Genomic DNA, 24,506 nt, shown 5'->3' with positions numbered 1-24,506 from the left:
TGTAATTCACTTTAAGAAATAAGGAGTTAGCTTGTTAGCGGTTGTTGAGTGATGTGTGCAGGGTTCATTTCATTATTAAGCTGTAAAATCAATAAATTAGCTGCTTTTTCTCCCGCTTGAGCATAGCCAGGATCAATACTGTAAATATTAGGGAAAAGAAAAGAGAGCAGTTCATTACCACCCACACCAGTGACGGCGATATCATCTCGGCCCAATTCTTGGAGACGTTTAATCACGCCAAGTGCCAGAGTGTCACTGGCGCACACGATAGCTTGAGTCTGATCATTCAGCACTTCATCAACCAGTTGGTAGGCACTTTCATGATGCAAACGTCCAGTGCGATAATTGGGAGTGCATCCACTTTGTTTGCACCAATCTAAGTACGAATCTAAACGTAATTTACCTGTCGTTTTATCGCTAGGATCGACCCCAATGTAGGAAATATGAACTCGATTTTTCGAAGTCAAATGAGCAAGCGCGCCTTGAATAACACCATAATTGTCATAGTTAATCGATGAGACTTTATCGGCATCCATCGCAATCACAACCGCTCGCGATGCCCATAGGTTGAGTTGTGTGATATCGAGATCGGTAAAACCAAATACAATTACACCATCCACATTACGCTTATGTAAAACCTCAAGGTGCTCGTTCGTTTTAGTACGATCAAACTGGCTTTCCATAATCACCACATCGTACCCATTTTGATACAACACCTGTAGCATTCGCCCCACGGCGCGGTTTTCAGACGGTGACTCAAGGCGTGAGATAATCACGCCAATCACTTTCTCACTGCCACCACGCATTAACTGAGCCGATTTCAGTGGCACATACCCAGAATCTTGGATAACGCGTTCCACTTTTGCTCGTGTTTCAGGCTTCACTTTTGGGTCGTTCGTCAATACACGAGAAACCGTCGATTTACCAACACCAGACAGTTTTGCAATATCCAAGATAGTCAGTTTTCTGCTCATGCGAACCTATAGCGTAAATAAAAATGGAAGATAGCATGCGCTTATCTTAAATGAATTATTGAGTGGTACAGCCTTGATAAGTCATTGATCCCACTTCGAGCAAAGCCTCATCGCCTTTCGTATGTAAAAGCACGGTTTGAGGCTGAGTTTGCTCGCTATCGTCGATCACATACTTTGCGCCAGAGGCAGCTGGAATTTGTATTAATGTATATTCGCGATCGGCAATACGGAGAACGGCTGACTGTTGCTCAATATACGCAACATCAAAATGCTCACCAGAACGGCATTGATAATGCTGGAACAGGTTCTCACTTTCAACGCGCGAATCGTTCGCGTAGTGTGGTGAGCATGCCGCTAAAAAACCAACACTGAATCCAACAAAAAGAAATGATTTATTCATATTGCCTTCCACAAAGGGGGGAATTTTTACGGTGCAAGAAAAGCAGGGACATCGCGAATACTATCAAGTACCACGGTGGCGAGTAATTCACCTTGCTCAGTAACGGGTTTACCCGTACGCACTAACACACGAGTACCAACACCTGCGGCTTGTGCAGCCATCATATCTTCAGCTTTATCGCCTATCATCACGGATTTTTCCATATCGATATCAAGAAAGTCCCGTGCGGAGATAAACATACCAGGCTTGGGTTTGCGGCAATCACACTCTTCTTTATACTTACCTTCACCGTGCTCTGCATGGTGCGGGCAGTAATAAATACCATCAAACTCGACACCGTGATCGGCAAAATTCCAGTCCATCCATTGCGTTAAAGATAAAAAGCGCTCTTCACTAAATTTCCCACGAGCGATACCTGATTGGTTGGTCACCAAAACCAGCAAATACCCCATGTCTTGAAACTTCTTAGTGGCTTCAAATACACCATCAATAAACTCAAAATCATGCTCATCATGAACATAGCCATGGTCAACGTTGATCACGCCATCGCGATCTAAAAACACTGCAGGTTTAGCCAAAATAACTCTCTCATATCACGCCAGATATGATGATTATTACACGCTTTATTTTTTTCATCACTACCTAATTCACTAAAGCATTTAGACGTCTAGACGTAAAAATATCTATTGACTTAAATCAAGTTAAGCCATAGCATCGTCCAACAAGTGAGAGAGAGTTCAACATTTTATTCTGTTATCCCTGCACAGGTTTTCCGATGATTCAAATTAATCAAGTAAATAAAGTTTTCTATCAAGGCAATAAGGAAATTCATGCTTTGAAAGAGATTAATCTTCACATTAAGCAAGGCACTATTTTTGGTGTAATTGGCTCGTCAGGTGCAGGGAAAAGTACGCTGATTCGCTGTGTCAACATGCTAGAAGCTCCAACAACAGGTTCGGTTGTGGTTGATGGCGTTGATTTAACTCAACTGAGCAAATCAGAACTCAGCCAAGCTCGTCGCAACATTGGCATGATCTTTCAACACTTCAATTTGCTTTCATCACGTACGGTATTTGACAACGTTGCTCTGCCACTTGAACTGGCTGGTGTCGAAAAAAATAGCATTGAAAAGAAAGTGTCGGAGCTGTTGCAACTGGTCGGCCTGACGGATAAGCGCGAAACTTATCCTGCAAATCTGAGTGGTGGTCAAAAGCAACGTGTTGCAATAGCGCGAGCACTCGCCTCTGATCCCAAAGTATTGCTGTGTGACGAAGCCACCAGTGCGCTTGATCCTGCGACGACTCAATCGATTTTAGAGCTATTGAAAGAGATCAACCGCACACTCAATATCACCATTTTGCTAATTACTCACGAAATGGATGTGGTAAAAAGTATTTGCCACGAAGTGGCCATTATTGGCGACGGTGAACTGGTTGAAAAAGGCACAGTTGGCGAGATTTTTGCTCACCCTAAAACCGCCTTAGCTCATCAATTTATTCGCTCAACGCTCGATTTATCAATTCCGGAAGATTACCAAGCTCGCCTGCAAGCCACTCGCGTAAAAGGTAGCTACCCGCTGGTGCGATTAGAGTTTACAGGCGCAACGGTTGATGCTCCCTTGATGACACAAATTGCCCGTAAATTTAATATTGATGTCAGTATATTAAGTTCTGATCTTGATTACGCTGGTGGCGTTAAATTCGGCATGATGGTCGCTGAACTGTTTGGTAATGAGTCGGACGATACGGCCGCTCTTGAATTTCTTCGCGAAAACAACGTAAAAGTAGAGGTACTTGGTTATGTCCTTTAACACCATCACCGCTTGGTTAAACCTGAATGGCGATCTTCTACTGATGGCAACCTGGCAAACACTCTACATGGTCGCTGTCGCGGGCATCGTCGGTTTCGTGGTTGGTATTCCACTGGGGGTTATTTTACATACCACCAAAAAAGGCGGCCTCCTCGAAAACACTCAGCTGAACCGCATTCTTGGTGCCATCGTCAACATTGGTCGCTCTGTGCCATTTTTGGTGCTTATGGTGGCCATTATTCCGGTGACAAAACTGCTTGTCGGTACGTTTATTGGTACCACTGCGGCTATTGTTCCGCTGACGATTGGCGCAATTCCATTTGTCGCTCGTTTAATTGAAAGTGCATTGCTGGAAGTGCCCACTGGTTTGGTCGAAGCTGCGCAGTCAATGGGGGCTACGCCGATCCAAATTATTCGTAAAGTGTTGCTTCCTGAAGCGCTACCAACGATTGTCAACTCAGTCACCATCACTATGGTCACTCTAGTAAGTTACTCTGCCATGGCCGGAACCGTTGGCGGCGGTGGCTTGGGCGATGTTGCTATTCGTTACGGCTTTCATCGCTACGACTTAGGCATCATGACGGTCACCGTGGTGATGTTGATTGTCTTAGTACAAATTATTCAATCGATTGGCGATAAGTTTGTCCGCCGTGTCGACCACCGTTAAATCACAATAAAGTTAAAACACAGATTCGTTTTATAACAAGGAGTTAATCATGAAATTTAGCCTTAAAGCTCTACTTACCCTCGCCGTTAGCGCTTCAGCACTCGTGCTGGCAGGCTGTGGTGAAAAAGCGGTCGACAACAATAAAATCAAAGTGGGTGTCATTGCCGGTGCTGAAGCACAAGTTGCTGAAGTTGCAGCAAAAATTGCAAAAGAAAAATACAACCTAGATGTAGAACTCGTAACATTTACCGACTATGTTACCCCTAATGCGGCACTGGATGATGGTTCGATTGATATCAATGCATTCCAACACAAGCCATACCTTGATCAACAGATCGCTGACCGCGGTTACAAATTAGCGATTGCAGGTAACACCTTTGTTTACCCGATTGCTGGCTATTCAAAACAAGTGAAATCGGTTGATGAGATTCAAGATGGCTCTCGTATTGCGGTACCTAACGATCCAACCAACCTTGGTCGCTCTTTACTGCTGCTAGAACAGCAAGGCCTTATTACTCTACGTGACGGAGCAGGCCTACTGGCAACGGTACGTGATGTGGTCGCCAACCCAAAAAACATCACTATTGTTGAGTTAGATGCCGCGCAACTGCCTCGTTCACTTGACGACGTTACGCTCTCTATCATCAACACGACCTACGCCAGCTCAATCAATCTAACGCCTGAAAAAGATGGTGTGTTCGTTGAAGATAAAGAGTCACCTTATGTCAATATCATTGTTTCTCGTGCAGAAAATCTGAATGCTGAAAACGTGACTAACTTTGTTAAAGCCTACCAAACAGAAGAAGTGTACCAAGCCGCTTCGAAAATCTTTGACGGTGGCGCAGTAAAAGGCTGGTAATTAATAAGCCTATTACCTGTGCAAAAAAGCCCATAAAAACAGAAAAGCCGATACGCGATGTATCGGCTTTTTCGTATCAACAACACGCACCTGCTTACTTAATATGATCCCAAGACATATTGGACACAATACGGCATGGGTCGCACTTAAAATGGAAAATGTCGTGCAGCGGTTCATCGAGTAGCCACTCTCCCCCACATTTCGGGCATTTTCTGGCTTGTTCGTCCGCTAGGCTCTGGCCGCCAACTCGATATTGGTAGTAATAAGTAGGGACGTGGGTCAAAAACTCAATTCGTCCTCGTAAATCCCATCCTCTAATAAACAGCACACTGTCCACATCGCAAATCTCGTGCAATGCAGCGTGTTCTGCTCGGCAACCACCCGCCATCTGAAGTTCATCACACGCCTGCCACTCTGTTTGCCATTTGATCACTGCTTTATGATCGCCATTTAAGGTCGCAGAATTACGATATAAAGGGATCGGCAGCAATGTGTCACCACTGCGCAGCGGAGAACAAGTGTGTACATAAGTGGTGTAAAGTATCTGCCAGCTAGGCAAAACATCATCAGCGGCTTGCTCGGAATTAAGATCGCGCCCCAACAAACGGGCTTTCGGAGCCAGCAAACTAGCCTCCGTCAAGCGACTCAGGCACACCCTAACAAAATCAGAATGATACTTAGGGTGTAAGCTTTCTTGCTCTGGGCAAACCACCCGCACAAAGAACTCGCCCTCTCCCATCACGATGGGGAATTCACGCCCAAGCACTTGACCGTTATAGCGTAAAGCATCCATTAGGCCATTAATCGCTTTATCTACCGCCGAGATAGTCGTGTTATCAAAACACTCAAACTGCAATTCAACCACGTACATCGTTACACCACAGGTTCTAAATTAGCGAAAAACTCGGCCACACTTTCGGCCAGCACGTCGCGTTTATCGGTACCTAAACGTTCTAAAATCACATGTCCAGAAAGGTTACAGATCGAAATTACATCCATCTCCGCATCGGTTGCACCAATAAACACGGTTGGTTTGAGTTTTAGTCGGCGCTGAGTCACCAAATGACCGAGGATATTTTCCTGCAAACGAACAAAATCATCCTCACTCCACACTTGCAATAGAGCGAGCTCGTTGCCTTGCCATTTAGCGGGCATGTCCGCACAAAACTGTACGCCATAAAAGGCTTTAATATCAGAATGTAGAGTCAATTCAATCGCTGCTTCTACGTTAGAAAAATCAGCTGCAACCGATCTGACGACGGGCTTCCACAGCACACTGTCTTGGTCGTTCATCACTGCGCAAGGAGAATCCAACTCAGCCAACTCATCATTACGAGGAGACTCGCCATGCTTTGTTTGGTAAGCGTCAAGATAACGTTGAGTAAATGAAAGTAAGGCTTGCTCGGCAGTTTGTGCCATGAAGTGCTCCAAAATTGATGAGTCGCTGCCTTGTGTGATGACAGCAACACTAGGATTGCGTAAAATTCTGCTTATTCTAATCGAATTGACGTGAAAGTATGAGCAAATATTCCGATGCCAAAGCGCTGGCAGGGTTAACCCTTGGCAAAAAAACCGACTACGCCAAACAATACGATCCAAGCTTACTGCAACCTGTCCCTCGTAGCTTAAACCGTGATGATCTGCATTTGGGGGATAGCTTACCGTTTAAAGGCTGTGACATTTGGACTTTGTACGAGCTCTCTTGGCTCAATGAAAAAGGGTTACCACAAGTGGCAATTGGCGAGGTTTCTATCCCTGCGACAAGTGCTAGTTTGATTGAATCTAAATCCTTTAAGCTCTACCTCAATAGCTATAACCAAAGCAAAATAGCCAGTTGGGATGAAGTAACGCAGCGCTTAACCAACGATTTATCGGCCTGTGCCGGCGCGCCAGTCAGTGTCACTCTCAACCCGGTGACCGATTACACTGGCCAAGCGATTGTGACTATGCAGGGTGAATGCATTGATGGACAAGATATTGAGATTGAAAGTTACCAATTTGATGCCAGCTTACTGAAAAGTGCCGCGCGTGGTGAGCAAGTCAATGAAACACTGCACAGCCATTTACTGAAATCGAACTGTTTAATCACCAATCAACCCGACTGGGGCAGCGTCGAAATTCATTATCAAGGTCAACAAATTGATCGAGAAGCACTGTTACGTTATCTCGTCTCATTTCGTGAACATAATGAGTTCCACGAACAGTGTGTAGAGCGCATCTTCACCGACATTATGCAATACTGCCAACCGACACAGTTAACGGTATACGCTCGATACACTCGCCGCGGCGGTTTGGATATCAACCCATTTCGCTCAACCGAACAAGAACGGCCAACACATAACCAACGTATGGCCCGTCAATAAGGATTAGCATTAGGATGATCAACGTGCGCTGGACACTTTTGCTCAGTTTAACTCTGGCTCTGTTTTCATTGGCTTCACAAGCCACTATCTACTCGTCGCCAATGTTAAATGAAGCCAATGGGTTGATTGATATCTCACCGAATCAAGCCAAAACCCTAGCCACTGAGTATCTGACTCAGCGCAAGTTGGCCGAAAAATCAGAAAAATCATCATCAGTGATGGCGCGCGATGAAAGCGACAGTCGGATTCGAACTCCGGGCAGCAGCGTTGATGCGTTAAAGATTTTAGCCAAAGCAGAGTTCCAGTTGCACAATATGGATGCCGCACTGGCCGCGTTAAAACTTGCTGAAGAGCTCACGCAACACTATCAATTGCCTTATTTAGCCACGGATGTACAAATACTCAAAACTCGTCTAATTTGGCTCAATAATAATGATGCAAGCGCCGCTCGGCAGGCGCTACGCGCGATCAGCATTCAATATGATGCCATCAAAAATGCGGATCAAGTGGCAAAAGGTCTCGATTATAAAATTACCCTGCTCAAAGCAGAAATTGCCTCAAAAGCCAATGATATCGAACTGGCCAATAAGCTTTTTGCTGACCTAAAGCCTTACATTGATTCGATCTCCTCACCGAAAACCGTGATTGAATATCAGATTGTTATTGGTCAACATTTTCTCACTCATGGCTTTTACAATCGCGCTTTATCTGAGTTGCTAGTTGCCTATTGGGGCGCGATTGAAAACAACTCAAGCGCCCTACTCGCTAAAACTAATACCTTACTGGCTCAGCTTTTTTTTGAAAGAAAAGTGCTCGATAAGGCTTTAGAGCATTTGTCTCAAGCCGCCGATTTTTATGACGGCTATAACAAGTCGCCAGCCTTGGCTGATGTATTGCAACGTATGGGCGATGTCTATTACCAGCAAGGTAAATACAATCTAGCGCTCGTTCACTACTTCAACGTGATCGATCACGAAACGAGCCGCAATGATCTGGAAAAAGTCATTGAAGTGCGTATTAGTTTGGCGGCGACCTACCTTAGTCTCTATAACTACCCATTAACTGACCAGTATCTCACTCGCGCTGAAGACTTGCTTGAGCTGAAAGATTATCCTCGTTTAAAGGCACAGGCTTACTTACTGCATTCAGGATTGGCCTTTCACCAAAAACAAGCCGATGTGGTCATCAGCAACGCTCAACACGCCTTAAGCGTTGCTAAAACGATGCAAGATGAAGAGATTGAAGAGCATGCCTATCGGTTACTGGCCTTGGGTTATGAGCAAAACGGTCAGTACGCACAGGCCTTAGAGAACATAAAACGCAGCAATGCACTATCGCAAATACGCCAAGAAAAACTCAATCAGATCAGTGAAGATGCTTTTCGTCAGCAAAAAGAGTTTGTAGAACAAACCCTACATCTGGTTGGGCAAGAAAAAGCGCTGCTCAAAACTCAAGAAGAGTATAATAAATTCAAAAAGATCGCCTTTATTCTGTTTATCATCTCCATCATTTTATTTTTACTGCTACTGCGTAGAGGCTACCTTATCCAGTTGCAAAATGAAGAAATCGATGAACTCAACAGCACGCTCTTTACCCATTCTCGCTCTCGCTTGCGTAACTTGCGCATGCTCAATGCTAAGCTTCCTTCAGCGATGCAAAAAAGCAGCCGTCATTTTGAGCCGTGGTATATTGGTGAACTCATCCACGAGCCACTGAGTGATCGCCTCCGCTTTGTGATGATTGATATTCCCTTTCTGCGCAACATGTACTTAGAACATGGCTATTCAGCTGGCTTAGAATTGGAGCATCAATTTGGTCAGTTTTTAAAATCGAAAATCAAAGAACCGAATCGGATTTATCACTTTTCAGATTCCAATCTGCTCTATATCGAACCGAATGCCGATCGCAATACACTGCCTGAAATCGCATTCGATCAAATTCAGCAATGGATAGATGAATTTCAACCTGAACGTCGCTTAAACCGTACAATACGGATGGGCATCGCCGACTACCCATTTTTGCCAAGAGCTTATATGGCGATTAATGATAAAGAGCTGCTCGATATTCTGCTGATGGCAACCAACACGGCTCGTGAGCTAAGCATGAGAGAAGGAGCAAGCCATTGGGTCTACTTAAAAGCGATCGATAACGCTCCAGCCGCTAGTTTTGCCTCCAACAATATTCGCAAATCATGCAAGCACGCCATCAATCAAGGGTTGATAAAAGTGCATTCTTCTTATAAGAATGAGGAGAGCATCAAAAAACTCCTAAAAGATGGGTAATTACTCGGCATTCAATGTGTTAAAGCAGTGACGTGGGCAATTAATTTGTTATTATCGATAAATCAATTAATAGGATCCTAACGATCCTCGCAGTTTAGTTTAGTTGTACATGGGCGCTCTCGAACAGGATATTCAAACACAGTTACAGCAGCTGAAAACTCAGTTGGAACAGGTTCGTTTGACACACAGGGACACTTCGTTCAAATTTAAACGAGAACATACTGTCCTAAAACGGATCGTCGCATCATTAAGCTTGGCGTGTCAGGGCAATGATCATCAGCTAAATATTAATTTATCGGATCTTCGTGAAGCTCTAGAGCAACAAAAAGACGTAAGCACGCTCATACCTCGCTTAGCCGTATTGGAGCGCATGTTGAAGCAACAAACTTTGGTTATGGAAAAAGAAAACTCTCATTTGGACTCTCAAATCAAACATTGTGGAGAAACATTACTTCGCGTTGCTGGCCTACCCGCCAAACTTAAGCGTGATTTGCGTGATTTGCTCAGTTTTTCAGAAGCTCAGCCTAAAGCCGAACAAGCGATTCAACTGCTTGGGATTTATGAACGTGCAATCAAAATAATAACAGCGAACCCAAACACGGCCATCAGCGAGCTGCATGTCGCGGATAGAGAGCTATTGACCAAGCTATCCGATGAACTGCAACACCTAATCACTGAATTAGATTTTGAAGGCGAATCAGGGGAACTACTGGTAGATATTCGTGCCAAGCTGTTGATTGGCGTATCAACATCAACGCTCTTAGAGTTGACGTTAGAGATTCTAAAACTGGTGATTGATGGCACCAACAGTGAGCGCAAAACATCTGAGAAGTTTTTAGAACAGGTCAACTCATCACTCACAAAACACATTAAAAGTAGCACTCACAACGCAGACCAAAGCCAGAGCTACTTTGAACATCGCCAAGAGATGAATGCTGAACTCGCCGCTTTGATTACCCAAAGCCAAACCCTAATCAAAGATTCTGTGGCGATTGACGATCTTAAGCTCTCCGTTTCACCTATATTATGCGAAATGGCGTCACTTTCTGAACGCTTAAGTCATGCAGAGCAACGCGAGCAGGCACTGATTGAACGCTTAAATTATGGCAAAAATCAAATGGAAGCTCTGTTTGAGCTCACCCAAGATTATCGCCGTCGATTGGAAGATCAGTCTCAGCGCTTGCTGCTTGATCCACTGACAAAAGTCTATAATCGCACCGCCTTTAATGACCACCTTGAGCTGGAATATCGGCGCTGGATAAGAGCTCAACACACTTTCCGAATCGTAATCTTTGATATTGATAAGTTCAAAACTATCAACGATAGCTTTGGCTATACGGCAGGTGATAAAGCCCTTAAAATTATTGCCCGCACCATATCCAAAGAAGCATCCGATACGGATACCGTGGCACGTTTCTCTGGTGAAGAATTTATTATTTTACTTCCCGATCAAGAAGATAATCACTGTTTCAAGCTAGTACAAAATATTCAACGTAATGTGTCTAAACTGCCTTTCAAGTTCAGAGACAAGAGTATTACGATTACACTTTCAGCCGCGAGTACCTGTTTTAAAGACTCCGATACGCCAGAGGAAGTACTTGAACGTTTACGCCGCTCGTTACTAGAAGCCAAGAGTTTCGGCCCTAACCAAGTGGTTTGGAAATAAACACAAGTCCAGATCGGATGTAGACAAAAGAAACCCATTCAAATCGCGGCCTTAACTGGTCGCTATTTGAACAAAACCAAACTAAAGCGTGCTTAACATCACACTCTGCTTGCATAAACATTTCCTAACAATCGAGAAAAGAACTAGATTGATACTGTAATTTCAATCAGTTATGTCGTCCTATCGCACATCCGCCACTAAACGAACCATGACCTATACTCCATACTAAGCGGGTATATATAAAAACCAACTTTAGTCGTAGCGTGGACATTTTCCTTACTTCTCAACTAAGGAGGCCAGTATGATTACTCATATCAGCCCTACAGGCAGCATGGATCTGCTTTCTCAACTTGAAGTTGAGCGTCTAAAAAAGACCGCGTCGAGCGATCTATATCAACTGTATCGCAACTGCACTTTGGCGGTACTTAACTCTGGTAGCCATACGGATAACTCAAAAGAACTTCTTGAAAAATATAAATCTTTTGATGTCACTGTCATGCGCCGTGAACGCGGTATCAAGCTAGAGCTGACGAATCCACCAGAACATGCCTTTGTTGATGGGCAGATCATTAAAGGAATTCAAGAACATCTGTTTTCGGTCCTACGCGATATCGTTTATGTCAACATGCATCTGGCGGATAATCAGCGCCTAAATCTTACCAATGCCATTCACATCACCAACTTAGTGTTTGGTATTTTGCGTAATGCCAGTGCCTTGGTTCCCGGTCTTGAACCTAACTTAGTGGTTTGTTGGGGTGGACACTCTATCAACCCTACTGAGTACCAATATACGCGGGAAGTGGGCCATGAACTGGGTTTGCGTGAACTGAACATTTGTACAGGCTGCGGACCAGGCGCTATGGAGGGGCCAATGAAAGGGGCCGCCATTGGACACGCTAAACAGCGCTATACCGCACAACGCTATCTTGGCTTAACCGAACCATCGATCATTGCCGCCGAGCCACCAAATCCGATTGTGAACGAATTGGTGATTATGCCGGATATTGAAAAACGCCTAGAAGCTTTTGTGCGAATGGCGCACGGCATCATTATTTTCCCCGGTGGAGCAGGAACAGCGGAAGAACTGCTGTACATTTTGGGTATCATGATGCATCCAGATAACGCAAGCCAACCAATGCCAATTGTACTGACTGGGCCAAAAGAGAGCGAAGCCTACTTCCGTTCAATCGACACATTCATTGCCGAAACATTAGGTGAAAAAGCACGCCAACATTATCAAATCGTCATTGATGATCCAGAAAAAGCGGCGCGTATCATGAGCCAAGCGATGCCGCTGGTTCGTCAACATCGTAAAGATAGCGGTGATGCTTATAGTTTCAACTGGTCCCTCAAAATCGAGCCTGAGTTCCAACTGCCTTTTGAACCGACTCACGACAGTATGGCCAACTTGGATTTACACCTAAACCAAAAACCAGAAGTACTCGCTGCTAACTTGCGTCGCGCCTTCTCTGGCATTGTCGCTGGTAATGTGAAAGCGGAAGGCATTCGAGAAATTGAACGTCACGGCCCATTCATCATTGATGGCGATGCCCAATTGATGAAAAAAATGGATCTATTGCTAAAAGACTTCGTTGCACAACACCGAATGAAGCTACCGGGTGGCAGTGCTTATGAACCTTGCTATAAAATTGCAACCATTAACCATTAACCATTAACCATTAACCATTAACCATTAACCATTAACCATTAACCATTAAAGGCAAAAATAACTTATGCCGGGGATGAGTGGCAATATTAAGTGAGATCATTACAATAAGGGCTTATTAAGCCCTTATTTTTTGGTCGTTATGTCTTTACACCTTGTCATCATTGATGCTTTGAATTTGATCCGTCGGGTGCACTCCGCACAACCCGATCCTAACGATATGGCAAGAACCATAGAGACAACCTCGCGCACCTTGCACCGTATCATCAATGAAGCTCAACCGACCCACATCATCGCCGTGTTTGATCATCACTTACAAGACCGGGGCTGGAGAGCACAACTTCTACCGACTTATAAGCAGAACCGGAAGCCGATGCCAGAAGCACTGCAACTTGGCTTAGACGCCATTCAGCAAGCATGGTGGGAATTAGGGATTGATTCACTGCTCTCGGAAGGTGATGAAGCCGATGATTTGGTGGCCACCTTAGCCACGAAAGTGGCAAGCCACGGTGAAAAAGTAACGATCATTTCAACCGATAAAGGCTACTGCCAACTGCTCTCTCCCACTTTACAAATTCGTGACTACTTTCAACATCGTTGGTTAGATCAACCCTTTATTGAACAGGAATTTGGCGTAAAGCCGAGCCAATTAACCGATTTTTGGGGATTAACGGGCATCAGTTCAAGCCAAGTTCCCGGCATTGCCGGCATTGGTCCAAAAGCAGCAAAAGAGATATTAACACAATTTCCCGACATAGAAGCGGCCTACGCCAGTGCTGATTTGGCCAAGAAATACCGTAAAAAATTTGATGAGCAGATCGATATGGCGCGAGTCTGCAAACACATTGCCACACTAAAGACCGATATAGAGCTCGGTTTTAACTTGCAAGACATTCGCTTTTCAGCGCAAGTATCCCATCCAGAATAGCAAAACGCTCCTAGAAAGGAGCGTTAAATTAACCTATTGGAGCATTAGTGCGGAGAGATGTTCGACAAGCATTGGACATGCACTGTGATCTCTTCACGATCATGATACAAATGCTTTGCCTGCATGCGGAACTTTACATCATTTTTAATCAGAAAAACTTTTAGGTTTTCAATATCTTGTAAAACTTCATCATAGCGCCCTTTCATTGGCAGCTTTAAGTTGAAGATGGCTTCTTTCGCCCAACCCTTGAGGATCCACTGCCCCATTAAATGCGCAACACGAGCTGGCTTTTCAATCATGTCACACACAATCCAAGTCACGTTCTTGCGTGGCGGCTCAAATTTAAAACCATCCTCGGCATGGTGTTTCACTTGTCCTGTGTCCATCAAACTTTCAGCCATTAGACCGTTGTCGATAGCATGAACAAACATCGAACGCTTCACCAGTTGGTAAGTCCAGCCCCCCGGGCATGCGCCCAAGTCTACCGCCCACATTCCCGGAGCCAAACGTTCATCCCACTCTTCACGAGGAATAAACACATGGAAAGCCTCTTCCAACTTCAGTGTGGAACGACTTGGCGCATCGGCTGGGAATTTCAAACGAGGAATACCCATGAAAAAAGGCGAGTTATTGTTGGTGTACGAATACCCGACGAAGCAGTGGCCGGGTTGAATAAAGCAGACATGTAGCACAGGTCTCTTCGCCGACTCTTTGTTAGACAGAATCCCCTTGCCACGTAACGCTTGACGCAATGGCACGGTAAACTTACGACAAAATTTGAGCAACTCTTTCGCTTCATTGGTATCTGGCGTTTCAATGCGAATGTCACCACAACGCGGAAAACCCTCAAGTTCGGCGAGTTCAGATAAGATAGGCGAAATACGATCATCTTTAGGTAAATCGCTAAATTCCGTCGCTACCGCAAACATCTGACGAGCAAAAATAAGCGATTGGAAATCGATCTCTTTAACCAACTTATCAGCATCACCGGCCTGATAGCACTCAAACAAAACGTAACCCGTATTGTTTTTCAAACGAGGAAAACCAAAAACCTCTAGCTTAGTCGCTTTATCTTGGATCTCTCCGGCACACTCTTTTTCAAAGCCTGCACGACAATAGAGCATTACGTGTTTCACTGGTCCACCTCTTGAATATTAAGTGCTGCATAGCCAAACACTCCCCACCCTAGCATAAAGAACACGCCACCAAATGGCGTGATCGGGCCAAACCACTTGATGCCCGTGAGTGCTAAAGCGTAAAGACTGCCGCTAAAACAAAGGACGCCGATGATAAAGCAAATTGCCGCAATGAAAAAATATTTTTGTGCTTTCGATCCCAAACGACAACGCAGCAAAATACCACACGCTAATATGGCTAAAGCGTGAATCGATTGGTACTGCACTCCCGTTTCAAACACCGAAAGCAAGTAAGGGGTTAAATACGCTTTTAGGCCGTGCGCCGCAAAAGCTCCTAGAGCGACACCAACGCCCGCCATAAAAGCCGCGATAGTGAGCAATAACTTACTCTTCATCTAGCAATACCTCTTGTTCCCTTCTGGCTTTTTTGAGCATCCAATCACGGAAAGTGGCGATGCGCCCCATATCGGCCTGCTTCTCGTGACAGACCACATAGAAAGCATTTTTAGTCATCAGCACTTCGTCAAAAGGCGCAATCAAGCGACCCGCTTCCAGCTCCGGCTGAGCTAACACGTTATTCCCCAGTGCGATACCTTGCCCATGCGCCGCCGCTTGTAGCACCATGGTCGAATGGCTAAAAATGGGGCCGTGGTTGACATTCACCCCTTCAAGATCGTTCTCTTTGGCAAACTGTTTCCAATCTTTACGTGAAGTATCGTGTAGCAGAGTATGGCGTGTTAGATCGTCCAGTGTTTCTAAAGGCTTAGGGCCTAACAGCAGTGAAGGAGAACAAAGCGGGATCAAAAACTCTTGATACAACTTATCCGCGCGTAAACCAGGCCAGTTACCTCGCCCATAATAAATCGCCACATCCACATCATCGGTTAACGAACCTTCATCCATATCAACCGCTTTGATACGCACATCAATATCCGGCTCTTGCTGGTTAAAATCGGCCAGACGCGGCACGAGCCACTGAATCGCAAAACTCGGCGGTAAACTAATGGTTAATGCCCCTTTCTCACTGCGCTCTAGTACCTTATCGGTGGCTTCAGAGAGTGCGGTGAAGATATCTTTAATGTCGAGAAAGTAACTTTGCCCTTCTTCTGTCAATAGCAGAGAACGATTACGACGGCGAAATAGCTTTAACCCTAAAAATTCCTCTAACGCTTTGATTTGATGACTGACTGCGGCTTGTGTCACAAATAGCTCTTCCGCAGCGCGAGTAAAACTCAGCTGGCGAGCTGCCGCTTCAAACACTTTCAGCGAGTTTAATGGTGGCAATCTTCTGGACATAGGTACACTCAAAAATTAGATTAGTTTTTTTAATCTGAAACATTATAAATTGTCCATTGCCGAGCGGCTAGAGAAATTCTATATTTCACCCCGCAACAAGGCCTGAACGGCTTGATTCAGTTATGAATCAATTGGCTTTTGTTGCGATGTTGTGTTTGCAAACTCGTATTTCGAGTGAGGTAGAATTCTACCATCCTGTTTTGTGCAGTTATCCCCTGCACCAAAACATATACTTCCTGTATTTATTGTTTGACCTGTCTGTCAAATTCTTTAGCACCGCCCTTGGGCGGTGTTTTTTTATGTCTGTGATTAAGTCGGAGCCATAAAAAAACCGCTCACGAAAACGTGAGCGGTCGATTCTGTATCGAGATAACGATTAAGGTCGATATACCTTTATGTTGTTAAAGCCTTGCTCTTTCAAATACAGAGCTTGAAGCCGGCTCATCACACCGCGCGCACAATATAAGAGATATGTTTTCGATTGATCCAAATCGCCAAACTGAGTCGATAACTTGTAGAAAGGTAAATGTTTTACTTCCACTCCTTCAATCAGCAGTGGCTTATCATCTTCTTCATCTGGGCTACGAATATCGAGCACCACCGCATCTTTTTCGATAGCAGTCACTTGTTCAACTTCAGGTGCTTGCTCTTGGCTCTCTTTTTCAATATCACGAATATCCATTTGACGAGCGTTGTAAACAACGTGCTCTAGGATTGAGAAATCAAACTTCGCCTCTTCGGCTTCTAATTTCGCTTTCACCGCTTTAACTGTTGGGCTTTTTGAAATAACCCCACAGTATTCTGGCATCGTTTTGGCGAAATCTTCTGTTCCAATCTCGCGCGCCACTTTAATAATCTCTTCTTTGTCCCAGTTGATGAGAGGACGCAAAATTAGAGTATCTGTCACACCATCAATATGACGAAGATTAGTTAGAGTTTGGCTCGAAACTTGACCCAACGCTTCTCCGGTCACTAAAGCTTCAATATTTAACTTATGAGCTATCATGCCTGCGGCGCGCATAAACATACGTTTTAGCACCACACCCATTTGACCATCGTCTACTTTTTCTAAGATTTCAGCCACCACAGGCTCGAAATCGACCGAGATAAAACGCACTTTGGCTGAAGAACCGTATTTATTCCACAAATAATGGGCCACTTGCTTTACACCAATTTCATGCGCAGGGCCGCCTAAATTGAAGAAGCAATAATGCACTTTTGAGCCACGTTTGATGTGTAAATAGCTTGATACACCCGAGTCAAAACCACCAGAAATCAAACTCAATAAATCTTCTTGAGTGCCAAGAGGGAAACCACCTAAACCTTTATAACGGGCAATCACTTGATTGAGCAATTCATCGGCTATTTCAATATTGATGGTAACGTCTGGGTTTTTAAGTTGAACTTTTGCACTCTCAACTGCTTGGTTTAAACCACCACCAACATAACGCTCAACATCGATTGAGGTAAAATCATGCTTTCCTCGACGCTTAGCACGCACGACAAAAGTTTTTCCTTCGATGTTATTACGGCTGAGTGCTAACACTTGCTCGTAAATGTCATGCATATCCTTAAACTCAGATTGCTGCACTTCGAGCACTTGCTGGATGCCAGGAGTATGAGTCAGAATTTCAAGGACTTCTTGATAGTATTGGTCACTTTGCGCAGCCACTTCAATGTGATCGCGACGGTTAAATACCGCGACTGACTCTGTTCTTCGTTTGATGATATTACGAATATTGGACTCTAAAATTTTTGTGAAGCGCTTGCGTACTGAGTCACTTTTAACAAAAATTTCCGGATGGGGCTTAACAATAAATTTCATAGTTCTATTCGCAATCTGATTGGGCAACGTGGTGAATCAATGGGTCGCATTCTGCTTGCTACTGATACACCGCTAAGGGCGCAGGATTATACACGAGGTGATAACCATAAAAAAGACGAGCCTTAGCGCTCGTCTATGTGTTTTTACATAATCCAACGTAACTTACTGAACGGATGGAACTTCATCACTGTACAGCGGTTCACCTTGCATGATACTGATTTCTACTCGGCGGTTGCGTGAACGTTCACTTTCCGTATCGTTAGAGCCGACTGGGTCGGTATCGGCCATACCACGCACCCTGAGTCGTTGATGAGAAAACCCACGAACCTTTTCCATCTCTTGCGCCACAGAAACCGCTCGTTGAGCCGAAAGATCCCAATTTGAGCGATACAATTCAGAATCGACACTTTGATTGTCGGTATGGCCAGAAATACGCACAATGCCCGGCACATCTTTAACCAGATCGGCAATTTGACGAACCAATGGACGAAACTTAGGTTGTAGAAATGCAGAACCTTCGGGAAACGCACCTTTTTCACGAATACGGATCACCAATTGCTGACCTAAGTTTTCAACTTCAATAGCGCCTTGTTCGATTTCTCTTGCTAACGCTTTTTTGATGTCCTGTTCAACAATTTCCATCTCCTGCGACATAGATTCTGCTTGCTGTTGTTGCATTTCCGATTCGGTATTTTGATTGCTCTGTGTTGAGGTTTCTGGGGATTGCCCCCCAGTCAATTGCCCTTCATCACGCTGCATACCACCAGAACGGTCAGAATCACCTTCTTGGAAATTTAATGTCTGCTGGGTGATATCAATGGTTTGTTGCATGATGACATCAATTGGTGTCGGTTCGGGGCGGCCTGGGCGAAACTCTTGTGCAATGATGCTTGTCCCTTTAGGAATGTCTTTCACTTCCAAACGATTTTGCACACCAAAAGCAAACTTCATCGAGCCTGCTATCTGTTTAAACTTCAGAACGTCCATCTCGGAAAAAGAGAGCAGCAGTACGAAGAAACACATCAACAGCGACATTAAATCGGCAAAGGTTCCCATCCACAACGGCAAGCCGGGAGGTGGGCATTTACAGCCTTCTTCATCATCCATTACAGGCTCCGTTATTCACTATCAACATCTAAAACACGCTTGCCTTCATTGAGGTAGTTTTTCAGATAACTATCAATGACCCGTGGGTTTTGTCCATCCTGAATAGCCAGAACGCCATCCATGATTAAACGACGGTTAAGCTTTTCTTGGTCTCGGCGCAAAGCAAGTTTGTCTGCAATCGGGAAAAAAATCATGTTCGAGAGAACAGCGCCGTACAAGGTAGTTAATAAGGCAACGGCCATGGCAGGGCCAATTGATTTAGGGTCATCCATGTTAGACAACATGGCAACCAAGCCCACCAAAGTACCGATCATGCCCATTGCTGGCGCTACGTCACCAAAGGCACGAAATACACCAGACCCTTGAGAATGGCGCTCATCGGTTAATACAATGTCTTTTTGCAACGCAGAACGCACCACGTCAGCATCATGGCCATCCACCAGCAAATCGATCCCTTTTTGCATGAAGCTATTAGTAATTTCCATCTCTTCTAATGCAAGAAAGCCGCCTTTACGTGCCGCATCCGCCATTTCCACGATTTTTGCGATCAAATCTTCAGGCTCATCAGCTTTAAACATAAAAGCCTTACCTGCGACTTTGGCTGCACCAAAAAATTGTCCCATCGTGAATTTCATCAAAACAACAAAGGTTGAGCCCCCCACTACGATCAAGATAGATGTGACGTCGAAGAACATCATTAGGCTTCCGCCTAAAATCATCGCCATGATAACGAAAGCGAGGCCTCCGATCAGGCCTATCAGCGTTGCTAAATCCACAAAGCACTCCTCATGCTGCTTACCCGCGATAATGAGTTTAAACTCGTTATCGGCAATAGATTCAAATCTTTAAGTAAATTATTGGATCATACCGAAATTTTCTCTATTCAGTTTATACCTAAACTGAGCAAAGATGCACTGTTGCCAGCACACTGATATGGCCAAGATTCTGAGTCACCGTCACTATTTCAGTAAATATCGGTCTGGTTGCTAAGTATCGTATTATTATTTTTATTATTTGTGATAGTGACAGTTCCAAAAGAGGGACTTTTCAGACAAAAATCGTTGGTTAAATTTGACCATCACTACGCCCTAAGGTAACTTTCGTGCATATTTACCAAGATAAAAAGATTATGGCGAGCAAGAAACCTGAAAATATGTCCTTCGAAGCGACAATCGAAGAACTTGATAGCTTAGTGGAACAGCTAGAAAATGGCGATTTAGCCTTAGATGATGCGCTAAAAAAATTCGAGCGCGGAATATCCCTTGCTCGTGCTGGACAAAGTAAGTTAAGTGAAGCGGAGCAGCGAGTCAGTATTTTGCTCAGTGCGAGCGATGACGCGCCACTCTCTGACTTTACTGAACTACCTGAGTAATAGGCACGTATTACTGATACATACTTATTACTGACTCATATTTATCGATCTCATCGCTCGCTATGTGACATGAACCTGTCAATTAAGTCACAGGGAAACGGTCGATCGTAACCTAGTAGATACCACAACTTAGTAGAAAGAGTGCCCTATGATTGAGGCTCTGAGCTCCTATCAGCAAAGAAATATTGACCAATTAAACCTTTGGTTAGGCCGTTTACCGCACCAAAAACAACCGTTGATTGACGCGATGCGCTACGGTTTGTTACTTGGCGGCAAAAGAGCTCGACCTTATTTGGTGTATATCACAGGGCAAATGCTTGGTTGTACGCCAGATGAACTCGATACCCCAGCCTGCGCAATAGAATGTATTCATGCTTATTCATTGATCCACGATGACCTTCCCGCGATGGACGACGATGAATTGCGTCGCGGTAAAGCCACTTGTCACATCGAATTTGACGAAGCCATCGCGATTTTAGCGGGCGATGCCCTGCAAACACTGGCCTTTACTATTTTGGCAGAAGGTCAACTCGCCGAACATGCGCAAGTCAACCGCATTAAGATGGTCCAAATGTTGGCTCAAGCTTCCGGTGCTCAAGGTATGTGTATAGGGCAAGCGTTGGATCTGCAAGCAGAAAATCGTCTGGTCTCAGTGCAGGAATTAGAAGAGATCCATCGCAATAAAACGGGAGCCTTGATGCGTTGTGCAATCCGTTTAGGTGCGCTTGCGGCTGGTGAAAAAGGGCTTGCGGTACTACCACAATTGGATCGCTATGCCGATGCCGTTGGTCTCGCATTCCAAGTTCAAGATGATATTTTGGATATCGTTAGCGATACCGAGACATTAGGTAAACCTCAAGGCTCGGATCAACAACTCAATAAAAGTACCTACCCAGCGCTGCTAGGGTTACAAGGTGCTATTGATAAAGCACAAAGTCTGTTACAGGAAGCTCTTCAAGCCTTGGAAGCAATACCCTACAATACAGAATCACTCGAAGAGTTCGCCCGATACGTCGTCGAGCGCAAGAACTAAACTATAAGCGCGCAAAATTATGACTCTTGATATTTCAAAATACCCAACACTGGCTTTAGCAAATACACCCGATGAACTGCGCAGTCTGCCGAAAGAGGTTCTGCCAACGTTGTGTGATGAATTAAGAAACTACCTTCTCAATTCCGTCAGTCAGTCGAGTGGCCACCTTGCGTCAGGCTTAGGCACGGTTGAATTAACGGTTGCCCTACACTACGTCTATAACACCCCTTTTGATCAGCTGATTTGGGATGTAGGCCACCAAGCTTACCCGCACAAAATCTTAACTGGTCGCCGCGAGCAAATGTCGACCATTCGTCAAAAAGACGGTCTTCATCCTTTTCCTTGGCGTGAAGAAAGTGAATATGACACGCTCTCTGTCGGCCACTCGTCCACCTCAATCAGTGCCGCCTTAGGGATGGCGATCAGTGCAGGTAAAGAAGGGAAAAATCGCAAAGTGGTGGGCGTGATTGGTGATGGTGCTATCACAGCAGGCATGGCCTTTGAAGCAATGAACCATGCTGGCGACGTTCATCCGGATATGTTAGTCGTGCTCAACGACAACGAAATGTCGATCTCTGAAAACGTCGGCGCACTGAATAATCATTTAGCGCAACTGCTTTCCGGTAGCCTTTATACCTCAATCCGTGAAGGAGGCAAAAAAGTGCTCTCTGGCATACCGCCTATCAAAGAGCTGGTACGCCGCACAGAAGAGCACTTGAAAGGCATGGTCGTACCCGGCACCTTGTTTGAAGAGCTTGGATTTAACTATATCGGCCCAGTCGATGGCCATGATGTGATTGAACTTATCAAGACATTACGCAACATGCGCGAGCTCAAAGGCCCGCAGTTTTTGCACATCATGACCAAAAAAGGCAAAGGCTATGAGCCCGCAGAAAAAGATCCGATTGGTTACCATGGCGTTCCTAAATTTGACCCGAGCCACACTAGCCTACCAAAAAGCAGCAATGCTAAACCTACTTTTTCTAAAATCTTTGGCGATTTTTTATGCGACATGGCCGCGCAAGATCCAAAATTAATGGCGATTACACCCGCGATGCGCGAAGGCTCTGGCATGGTTCGCTTTTCAAAAGAGTTCCCACAACAATATTTTGATGTGGCGATTGCTGAGCAACATGCCGTCACCCTTGCGACAGGTATGGCGATTGCGGGAGATCATCCGATAGTGGCGATCTACTCAACCTTTTTACAACGGGGTTATGATCAACTGATCCACGATGTTGCCATCATGAATTTACCGGTTATGTTTGCCATTGACCGCGCAGGGTTAGTCGGAGCTGATGGCCAAACTCACCAAGGTGCGTTTGATTTAAGCTTCATGCGCTGCATTCCCAACATGGTGATCATGGCACCCGCCGATGAAAATGAGTGCCGACAAATGCTCTATACCGGCCATAAACACACAGGGCCAAGCGCAGTGCGTTATCCTCGTGGCAATGGCATGGGAGTCGAAATCCAAACCCAATTTAGTGCGTTAGAGATTGGCAAAGGACGCATTATGCGCCAATGTGACACGGCTATCGCGAATGAAAAAATCGCGATCCTCAACTTTGGCACTTTCCTACCAAATGCGCTTGAAGCAGCCGATAAGCTAAATGCAACAGTGGCTGACATGCGATTTGTTAAGCCCCTTGATGAAACACTCATTCGCCAACTGGCTGCGCAACATGATGTGCTAGTGACCTTGGAAGAGAACGCGATTGCAGGTGGTGCGGGTGCCGGCGTCATTGAACTGATGATGAAAGAGAAAATCCTAAAACCGGTACTCAATCTAGGTTTGCCTGATCAATTCATCGCTCAAGGCACACAAGAAGAGCTGCATGCAGAATTAGGTTTAGATGCCAAAGGAATCGAGCGTTCCATTCAAGAATATTTAGCAAAATAGCGAGCGTTTTATAAGCTGTCGGTTTTATGAACTGAAGGTTTTTATGAACCGAATAGCTCGATAAGCTACACCACTTTCAGTTACATCCCAATACTCAAAACCCTCGCATCGCGAGGGTTTTGTTTTTATATCGGCTGGCTCCACTCAAACTGAGTAAACAGCCGTTGCCATACCTCATCAAAACCAGCTTTAAGCACTAATGTTTGGCCAGTAAACGGATGAGTAAAACGTAATTCAGAGGCATGGAGCATCAGACGCTGCGCGTCATAATGATCGCGAAATAGGCGGTTGTGCTTTCCATCACCATGAGTGGTATCACCAATAATCGGATGACTCAAATGGTGCATATGACGACGCAACTGATGTTTACGGCCCGTTTGCGGTTTCATTTCCACCAAACAGTAGCGGCTGGTTGGGAAACGCCCGGTTGAATACGGCACTTCTACTGTCGCTAATGGTTGATAAGCGGTGATCGCTTCTTGGGCTTCTTTATCTTGTTTGGCAAACTTATCGGCAATTTTATCTAGCTCGATTTTGAGTGGGTAATCAAGCACATCCCCTTGTTCAATCCAACCACGCACAATCGCATGGTACGTTTTTTCCATTTGATGGTTGGCAAACATCGGCATCATTTGCGCCGCCACTTCACTGGAGAGCGCAAACACGAGCACGCCAGAAGTTGGCCTATCTAATCGATGTAGGGGAAACACATGCTGGCCAATTTGATCGCGCAGCGTTTGCATCACAAATTGCGTTTCGTGTTTATCTAGCCATGAGCGATGCACCAGCATTCCTGCGGGTTTATTCACGGCGACCAAATCATCGTCCTGATACAGAATCTCTAACATGGTTGGCTTACCTCATCAATCAAACGTAGCAACGCAATCACCTCAGCCAATTCCGCTTGATGTTGCCATGCCTCTTCAAAATAGGGAGTGAGCGAAAACCCTTGAGGAAGCTCTGTTTGCTGCTCAATTGCCAATAACATTTTGGGGATGAAAATCCACTGCAGCCACTGCTCCGGAGTGAGGGTATCGATGGAGAAAGGCTCTGTGCTCATCAATGCGCTTTCGCTTGGCGGCTGAGATTGCCAGCACTGAGTATTGCGTAGCTGAGTTTCTAATTGCTTCAACAGGTGGGTAAGTTCTGTGCTTACTGTCATTATTCACCAAGTTAATTTGCTAAGTGACCTTGAAAATGGGCTATAGAGTACCATTTA

Annotated in this window: 24 protein-coding genes; 11 read left to right on the top strand and 13 right to left on the bottom strand. The window is 45.0% G+C overall.

From position 1 onward, the window contains the following. Positions 1–26: 26 nt before the first annotated feature. From treR to gmhB, 3 genes are read right to left on the bottom strand one after another with little or no spacing between them, the layout of a single operon-like run. The gene (gene treR, locus AACQ79_RS17245) at positions 27–974 is read right to left on the bottom strand and encodes a trehalose operon repressor TreR (protein WP_013857380.1); all 948 of its coding nucleotides are present in this window, start codon (positions 972–974) and stop codon (positions 27–29) included. A gap of 55 nt (positions 975–1,029) precedes the next feature. After that, on the bottom strand, positions 1,030–1,374 hold the full coding sequence (locus AACQ79_RS17240) for an MliC family protein (RefSeq protein ID WP_170899442.1): 345 nt from the start codon (positions 1,372–1,374) through the stop codon (positions 1,030–1,032). A gap of 26 nt (positions 1,375–1,400) precedes the next feature. Next, the gene (gene gmhB, locus AACQ79_RS17235; protein WP_013857382.1) at positions 1,401–1,952 is read right to left on the bottom strand and encodes a D-glycero-beta-D-manno-heptose 1,7-bisphosphate 7-phosphatase; all 552 of its coding nucleotides are present in this window, start codon (positions 1,950–1,952) and stop codon (positions 1,401–1,403) included. A 197-nt stretch (positions 1,953–2,149) separates the two neighbouring features. Between gmhB and metN the strand changes: the two genes are divergently transcribed. From metN to AACQ79_RS17220, 3 genes are read left to right on the top strand one after another with little or no spacing between them, the layout of a single operon-like run. Next, positions 2,150–3,184 carry a methionine ABC transporter ATP-binding protein MetN gene (metN, locus tag AACQ79_RS17230; RefSeq protein ID WP_013857383.1) on the top strand — a complete coding sequence of 345 codons (1,035 nt, stop codon included), beginning with the start codon at positions 2,150–2,152 and terminating at the stop codon, positions 3,182–3,184. Continuing rightward, complete coding sequence (locus AACQ79_RS17225) at positions 3,174–3,851, top strand: methionine ABC transporter permease (RefSeq protein WP_017044205.1); 678 nt, start codon at positions 3,174–3,176, stop codon at positions 3,849–3,851. The genes metN and AACQ79_RS17225 overlap by 11 nt, the downstream gene beginning before the upstream one ends. 49 nt (positions 3,852–3,900) lie before the next feature. Beyond that, positions 3,901–4,710, top strand: coding sequence for a MetQ/NlpA family lipoprotein (locus AACQ79_RS17220; protein ID WP_013857385.1), 810 nt, complete (start codon positions 3,901–3,903; stop codon positions 4,708–4,710). Positions 4,711–4,804: 94 nt separating this feature from the next. Here AACQ79_RS17220 and AACQ79_RS17215 read toward each other — a convergent pair whose 3' ends face one another. Together AACQ79_RS17215 and syd are read right to left on the bottom strand one after the other, a co-directional pair. Further along, positions 4,805–5,581 (bottom strand): Zn-ribbon-containing protein, encoded by a 777-nt coding sequence (locus AACQ79_RS17215; protein ID WP_088728698.1) that lies wholly within the window; start codon positions 5,579–5,581, stop codon positions 4,805–4,807. A 2-nt stretch (positions 5,582–5,583) separates the two neighbouring features. Then, the gene (gene syd, locus AACQ79_RS17210; RefSeq protein WP_047688882.1) at positions 5,584–6,129 is read right to left on the bottom strand and encodes a SecY-interacting protein; all 546 of its coding nucleotides are present in this window, start codon (positions 6,127–6,129) and stop codon (positions 5,584–5,586) included. A 98-nt stretch (positions 6,130–6,227) separates the two neighbouring features. On the opposite strand from syd, the gene queF reads away from it, so the two are divergent. From queF to xni, 5 genes are all read left to right on the top strand, one after another. After that, the gene (gene queF, locus AACQ79_RS17205) at positions 6,228–7,073 is read left to right on the top strand and encodes an NADPH-dependent 7-cyano-7-deazaguanine reductase QueF (protein ID WP_013857388.1); all 846 of its coding nucleotides are present in this window, start codon (positions 6,228–6,230) and stop codon (positions 7,071–7,073) included. Positions 7,074–7,087: 14 nt separating this feature from the next. Beyond that, a complete protein-coding gene (locus AACQ79_RS17200) occupies positions 7,088–9,355 on the top strand; it encodes a tetratricopeptide repeat protein (RefSeq protein WP_170899441.1) in 2,268 nt (755 codons plus the stop codon). Between the two features lie 109 nt (positions 9,356–9,464). Next, on the top strand, positions 9,465–11,021 hold the full coding sequence (locus AACQ79_RS17195; protein WP_064624685.1) for a GGDEF domain-containing protein: 1,557 nt from the start codon (positions 9,465–9,467) through the stop codon (positions 11,019–11,021). A gap of 301 nt (positions 11,022–11,322) precedes the next feature. Beyond that, a complete protein-coding gene (gene ppnN, locus AACQ79_RS17190; protein ID WP_094151183.1) occupies positions 11,323–12,690 on the top strand; it encodes a nucleotide 5'-monophosphate nucleosidase PpnN in 1,368 nt (455 codons plus the stop codon). Between the two features lie 139 nt (positions 12,691–12,829). Next, positions 12,830–13,615, top strand: a complete 786-nt coding sequence (gene xni / locus AACQ79_RS17185) for a flap endonuclease Xni (RefSeq protein ID WP_026028115.1) — start codon at positions 12,830–12,832, stop codon at positions 13,613–13,615. A 44-nt stretch (positions 13,616–13,659) separates the two neighbouring features. Here the strand turns inward: xni and rlmM are convergent, their stop codons facing one another. The 6 genes from rlmM to pomA all read right to left on the bottom strand — a co-directional run bounded on the left by rlmM (position 13,660) and on the right by pomA (position 19,755). Further along, entirely contained in the window at positions 13,660–14,751 is a 1,092-nt protein-coding gene (gene rlmM / locus AACQ79_RS17180) for a 23S rRNA (cytidine(2498)-2'-O)-methyltransferase RlmM (RefSeq protein WP_170899440.1), read from the bottom strand. Continuing rightward, the gene (locus tag AACQ79_RS17175; RefSeq protein ID WP_013857395.1) at positions 14,748–15,146 is read right to left on the bottom strand and encodes a DUF423 domain-containing protein; all 399 of its coding nucleotides are present in this window, start codon (positions 15,144–15,146) and stop codon (positions 14,748–14,750) included. The genes rlmM and AACQ79_RS17175 overlap by 4 nt, the downstream gene beginning before the upstream one ends. After that, positions 15,136–16,047, bottom strand: a complete 912-nt coding sequence (locus AACQ79_RS17170; protein ID WP_026027676.1) for a transcriptional regulator GcvA — start codon at positions 16,045–16,047, stop codon at positions 15,136–15,138. Before AACQ79_RS17170 ends, AACQ79_RS17175 begins: the two co-directional genes overlap by 11 nt. Positions 16,048–16,423: 376 nt before the next feature. Then, complete coding sequence (gene thiI / locus AACQ79_RS17165; RefSeq protein ID WP_026028114.1) at positions 16,424–17,872, bottom strand: tRNA uracil 4-sulfurtransferase ThiI; 1,449 nt, start codon at positions 17,870–17,872, stop codon at positions 16,424–16,426. A 162-nt stretch (positions 17,873–18,034) separates the two neighbouring features. Beyond that, complete coding sequence (locus AACQ79_RS17160) at positions 18,035–18,979, bottom strand: flagellar motor protein MotB (RefSeq protein ID WP_017045578.1); 945 nt, start codon at positions 18,977–18,979, stop codon at positions 18,035–18,037. Between the two features lie 11 nt (positions 18,980–18,990). Further along, positions 18,991–19,755: a flagellar motor protein PomA gene (gene pomA / locus AACQ79_RS17155; RefSeq protein WP_017045579.1), complete on the bottom strand. Its 765-nt coding sequence runs from the start codon at positions 19,753–19,755 to the stop codon at positions 18,991–18,993. Between the two features lie 353 nt (positions 19,756–20,108). On the opposite strand from pomA, the gene xseB reads away from it, so the two are divergent. The 3 genes from xseB (at position 20,109) to dxs (ending at position 23,287) form a co-directional block, all read left to right on the top strand. Next, positions 20,109–20,351, top strand: coding sequence for an exodeoxyribonuclease VII small subunit (gene xseB / locus AACQ79_RS17150; protein ID WP_010319093.1), 243 nt, complete (start codon positions 20,109–20,111; stop codon positions 20,349–20,351). Between the two features lie 148 nt (positions 20,352–20,499). Then, positions 20,500–21,384 (top strand): (2E,6E)-farnesyl diphosphate synthase, encoded by an 885-nt coding sequence (gene ispA, locus AACQ79_RS17145; protein WP_013857402.1) that lies wholly within the window; start codon positions 20,500–20,502, stop codon positions 21,382–21,384. A 19-nt stretch (positions 21,385–21,403) separates the two neighbouring features. Further along, positions 21,404–23,287: a 1-deoxy-D-xylulose-5-phosphate synthase gene (dxs, locus tag AACQ79_RS17140; protein ID WP_013857403.1), complete on the top strand. Its 1,884-nt coding sequence runs from the start codon at positions 21,404–21,406 to the stop codon at positions 23,285–23,287. A 125-nt stretch (positions 23,288–23,412) separates the two neighbouring features. On the opposite strand, the gene truC is transcribed toward dxs, so the two are convergent. Next, positions 23,413–24,135 carry a tRNA pseudouridine(65) synthase TruC gene (gene truC / locus AACQ79_RS17135; RefSeq protein WP_064624677.1) on the bottom strand — a complete coding sequence of 241 codons (723 nt, stop codon included), beginning with the start codon at positions 24,133–24,135 and terminating at the stop codon, positions 23,413–23,415. Continuing rightward, a complete protein-coding gene (locus AACQ79_RS17130) occupies positions 24,129–24,449 on the bottom strand; it encodes a YqcC family protein (protein ID WP_017047976.1) in 321 nt (106 codons plus the stop codon). The genes truC and AACQ79_RS17130 overlap by 7 nt, the downstream gene beginning before the upstream one ends. Positions 24,450–24,506: the final 57 nt, after the last annotated feature.

The sequence above is a fragment of the Vibrio sp. 3-2(1) genome (genome assembly GCF_963887575.1).
Lineage (GTDB): Bacteria > Pseudomonadota > Gammaproteobacteria > Enterobacterales > Vibrionaceae > Vibrio > Vibrio anguillarum.
The sequence above is the reverse complement of the archived record's forward strand: the minus strand, read 5'-3'. Positions and strand labels throughout refer to the sequence as shown.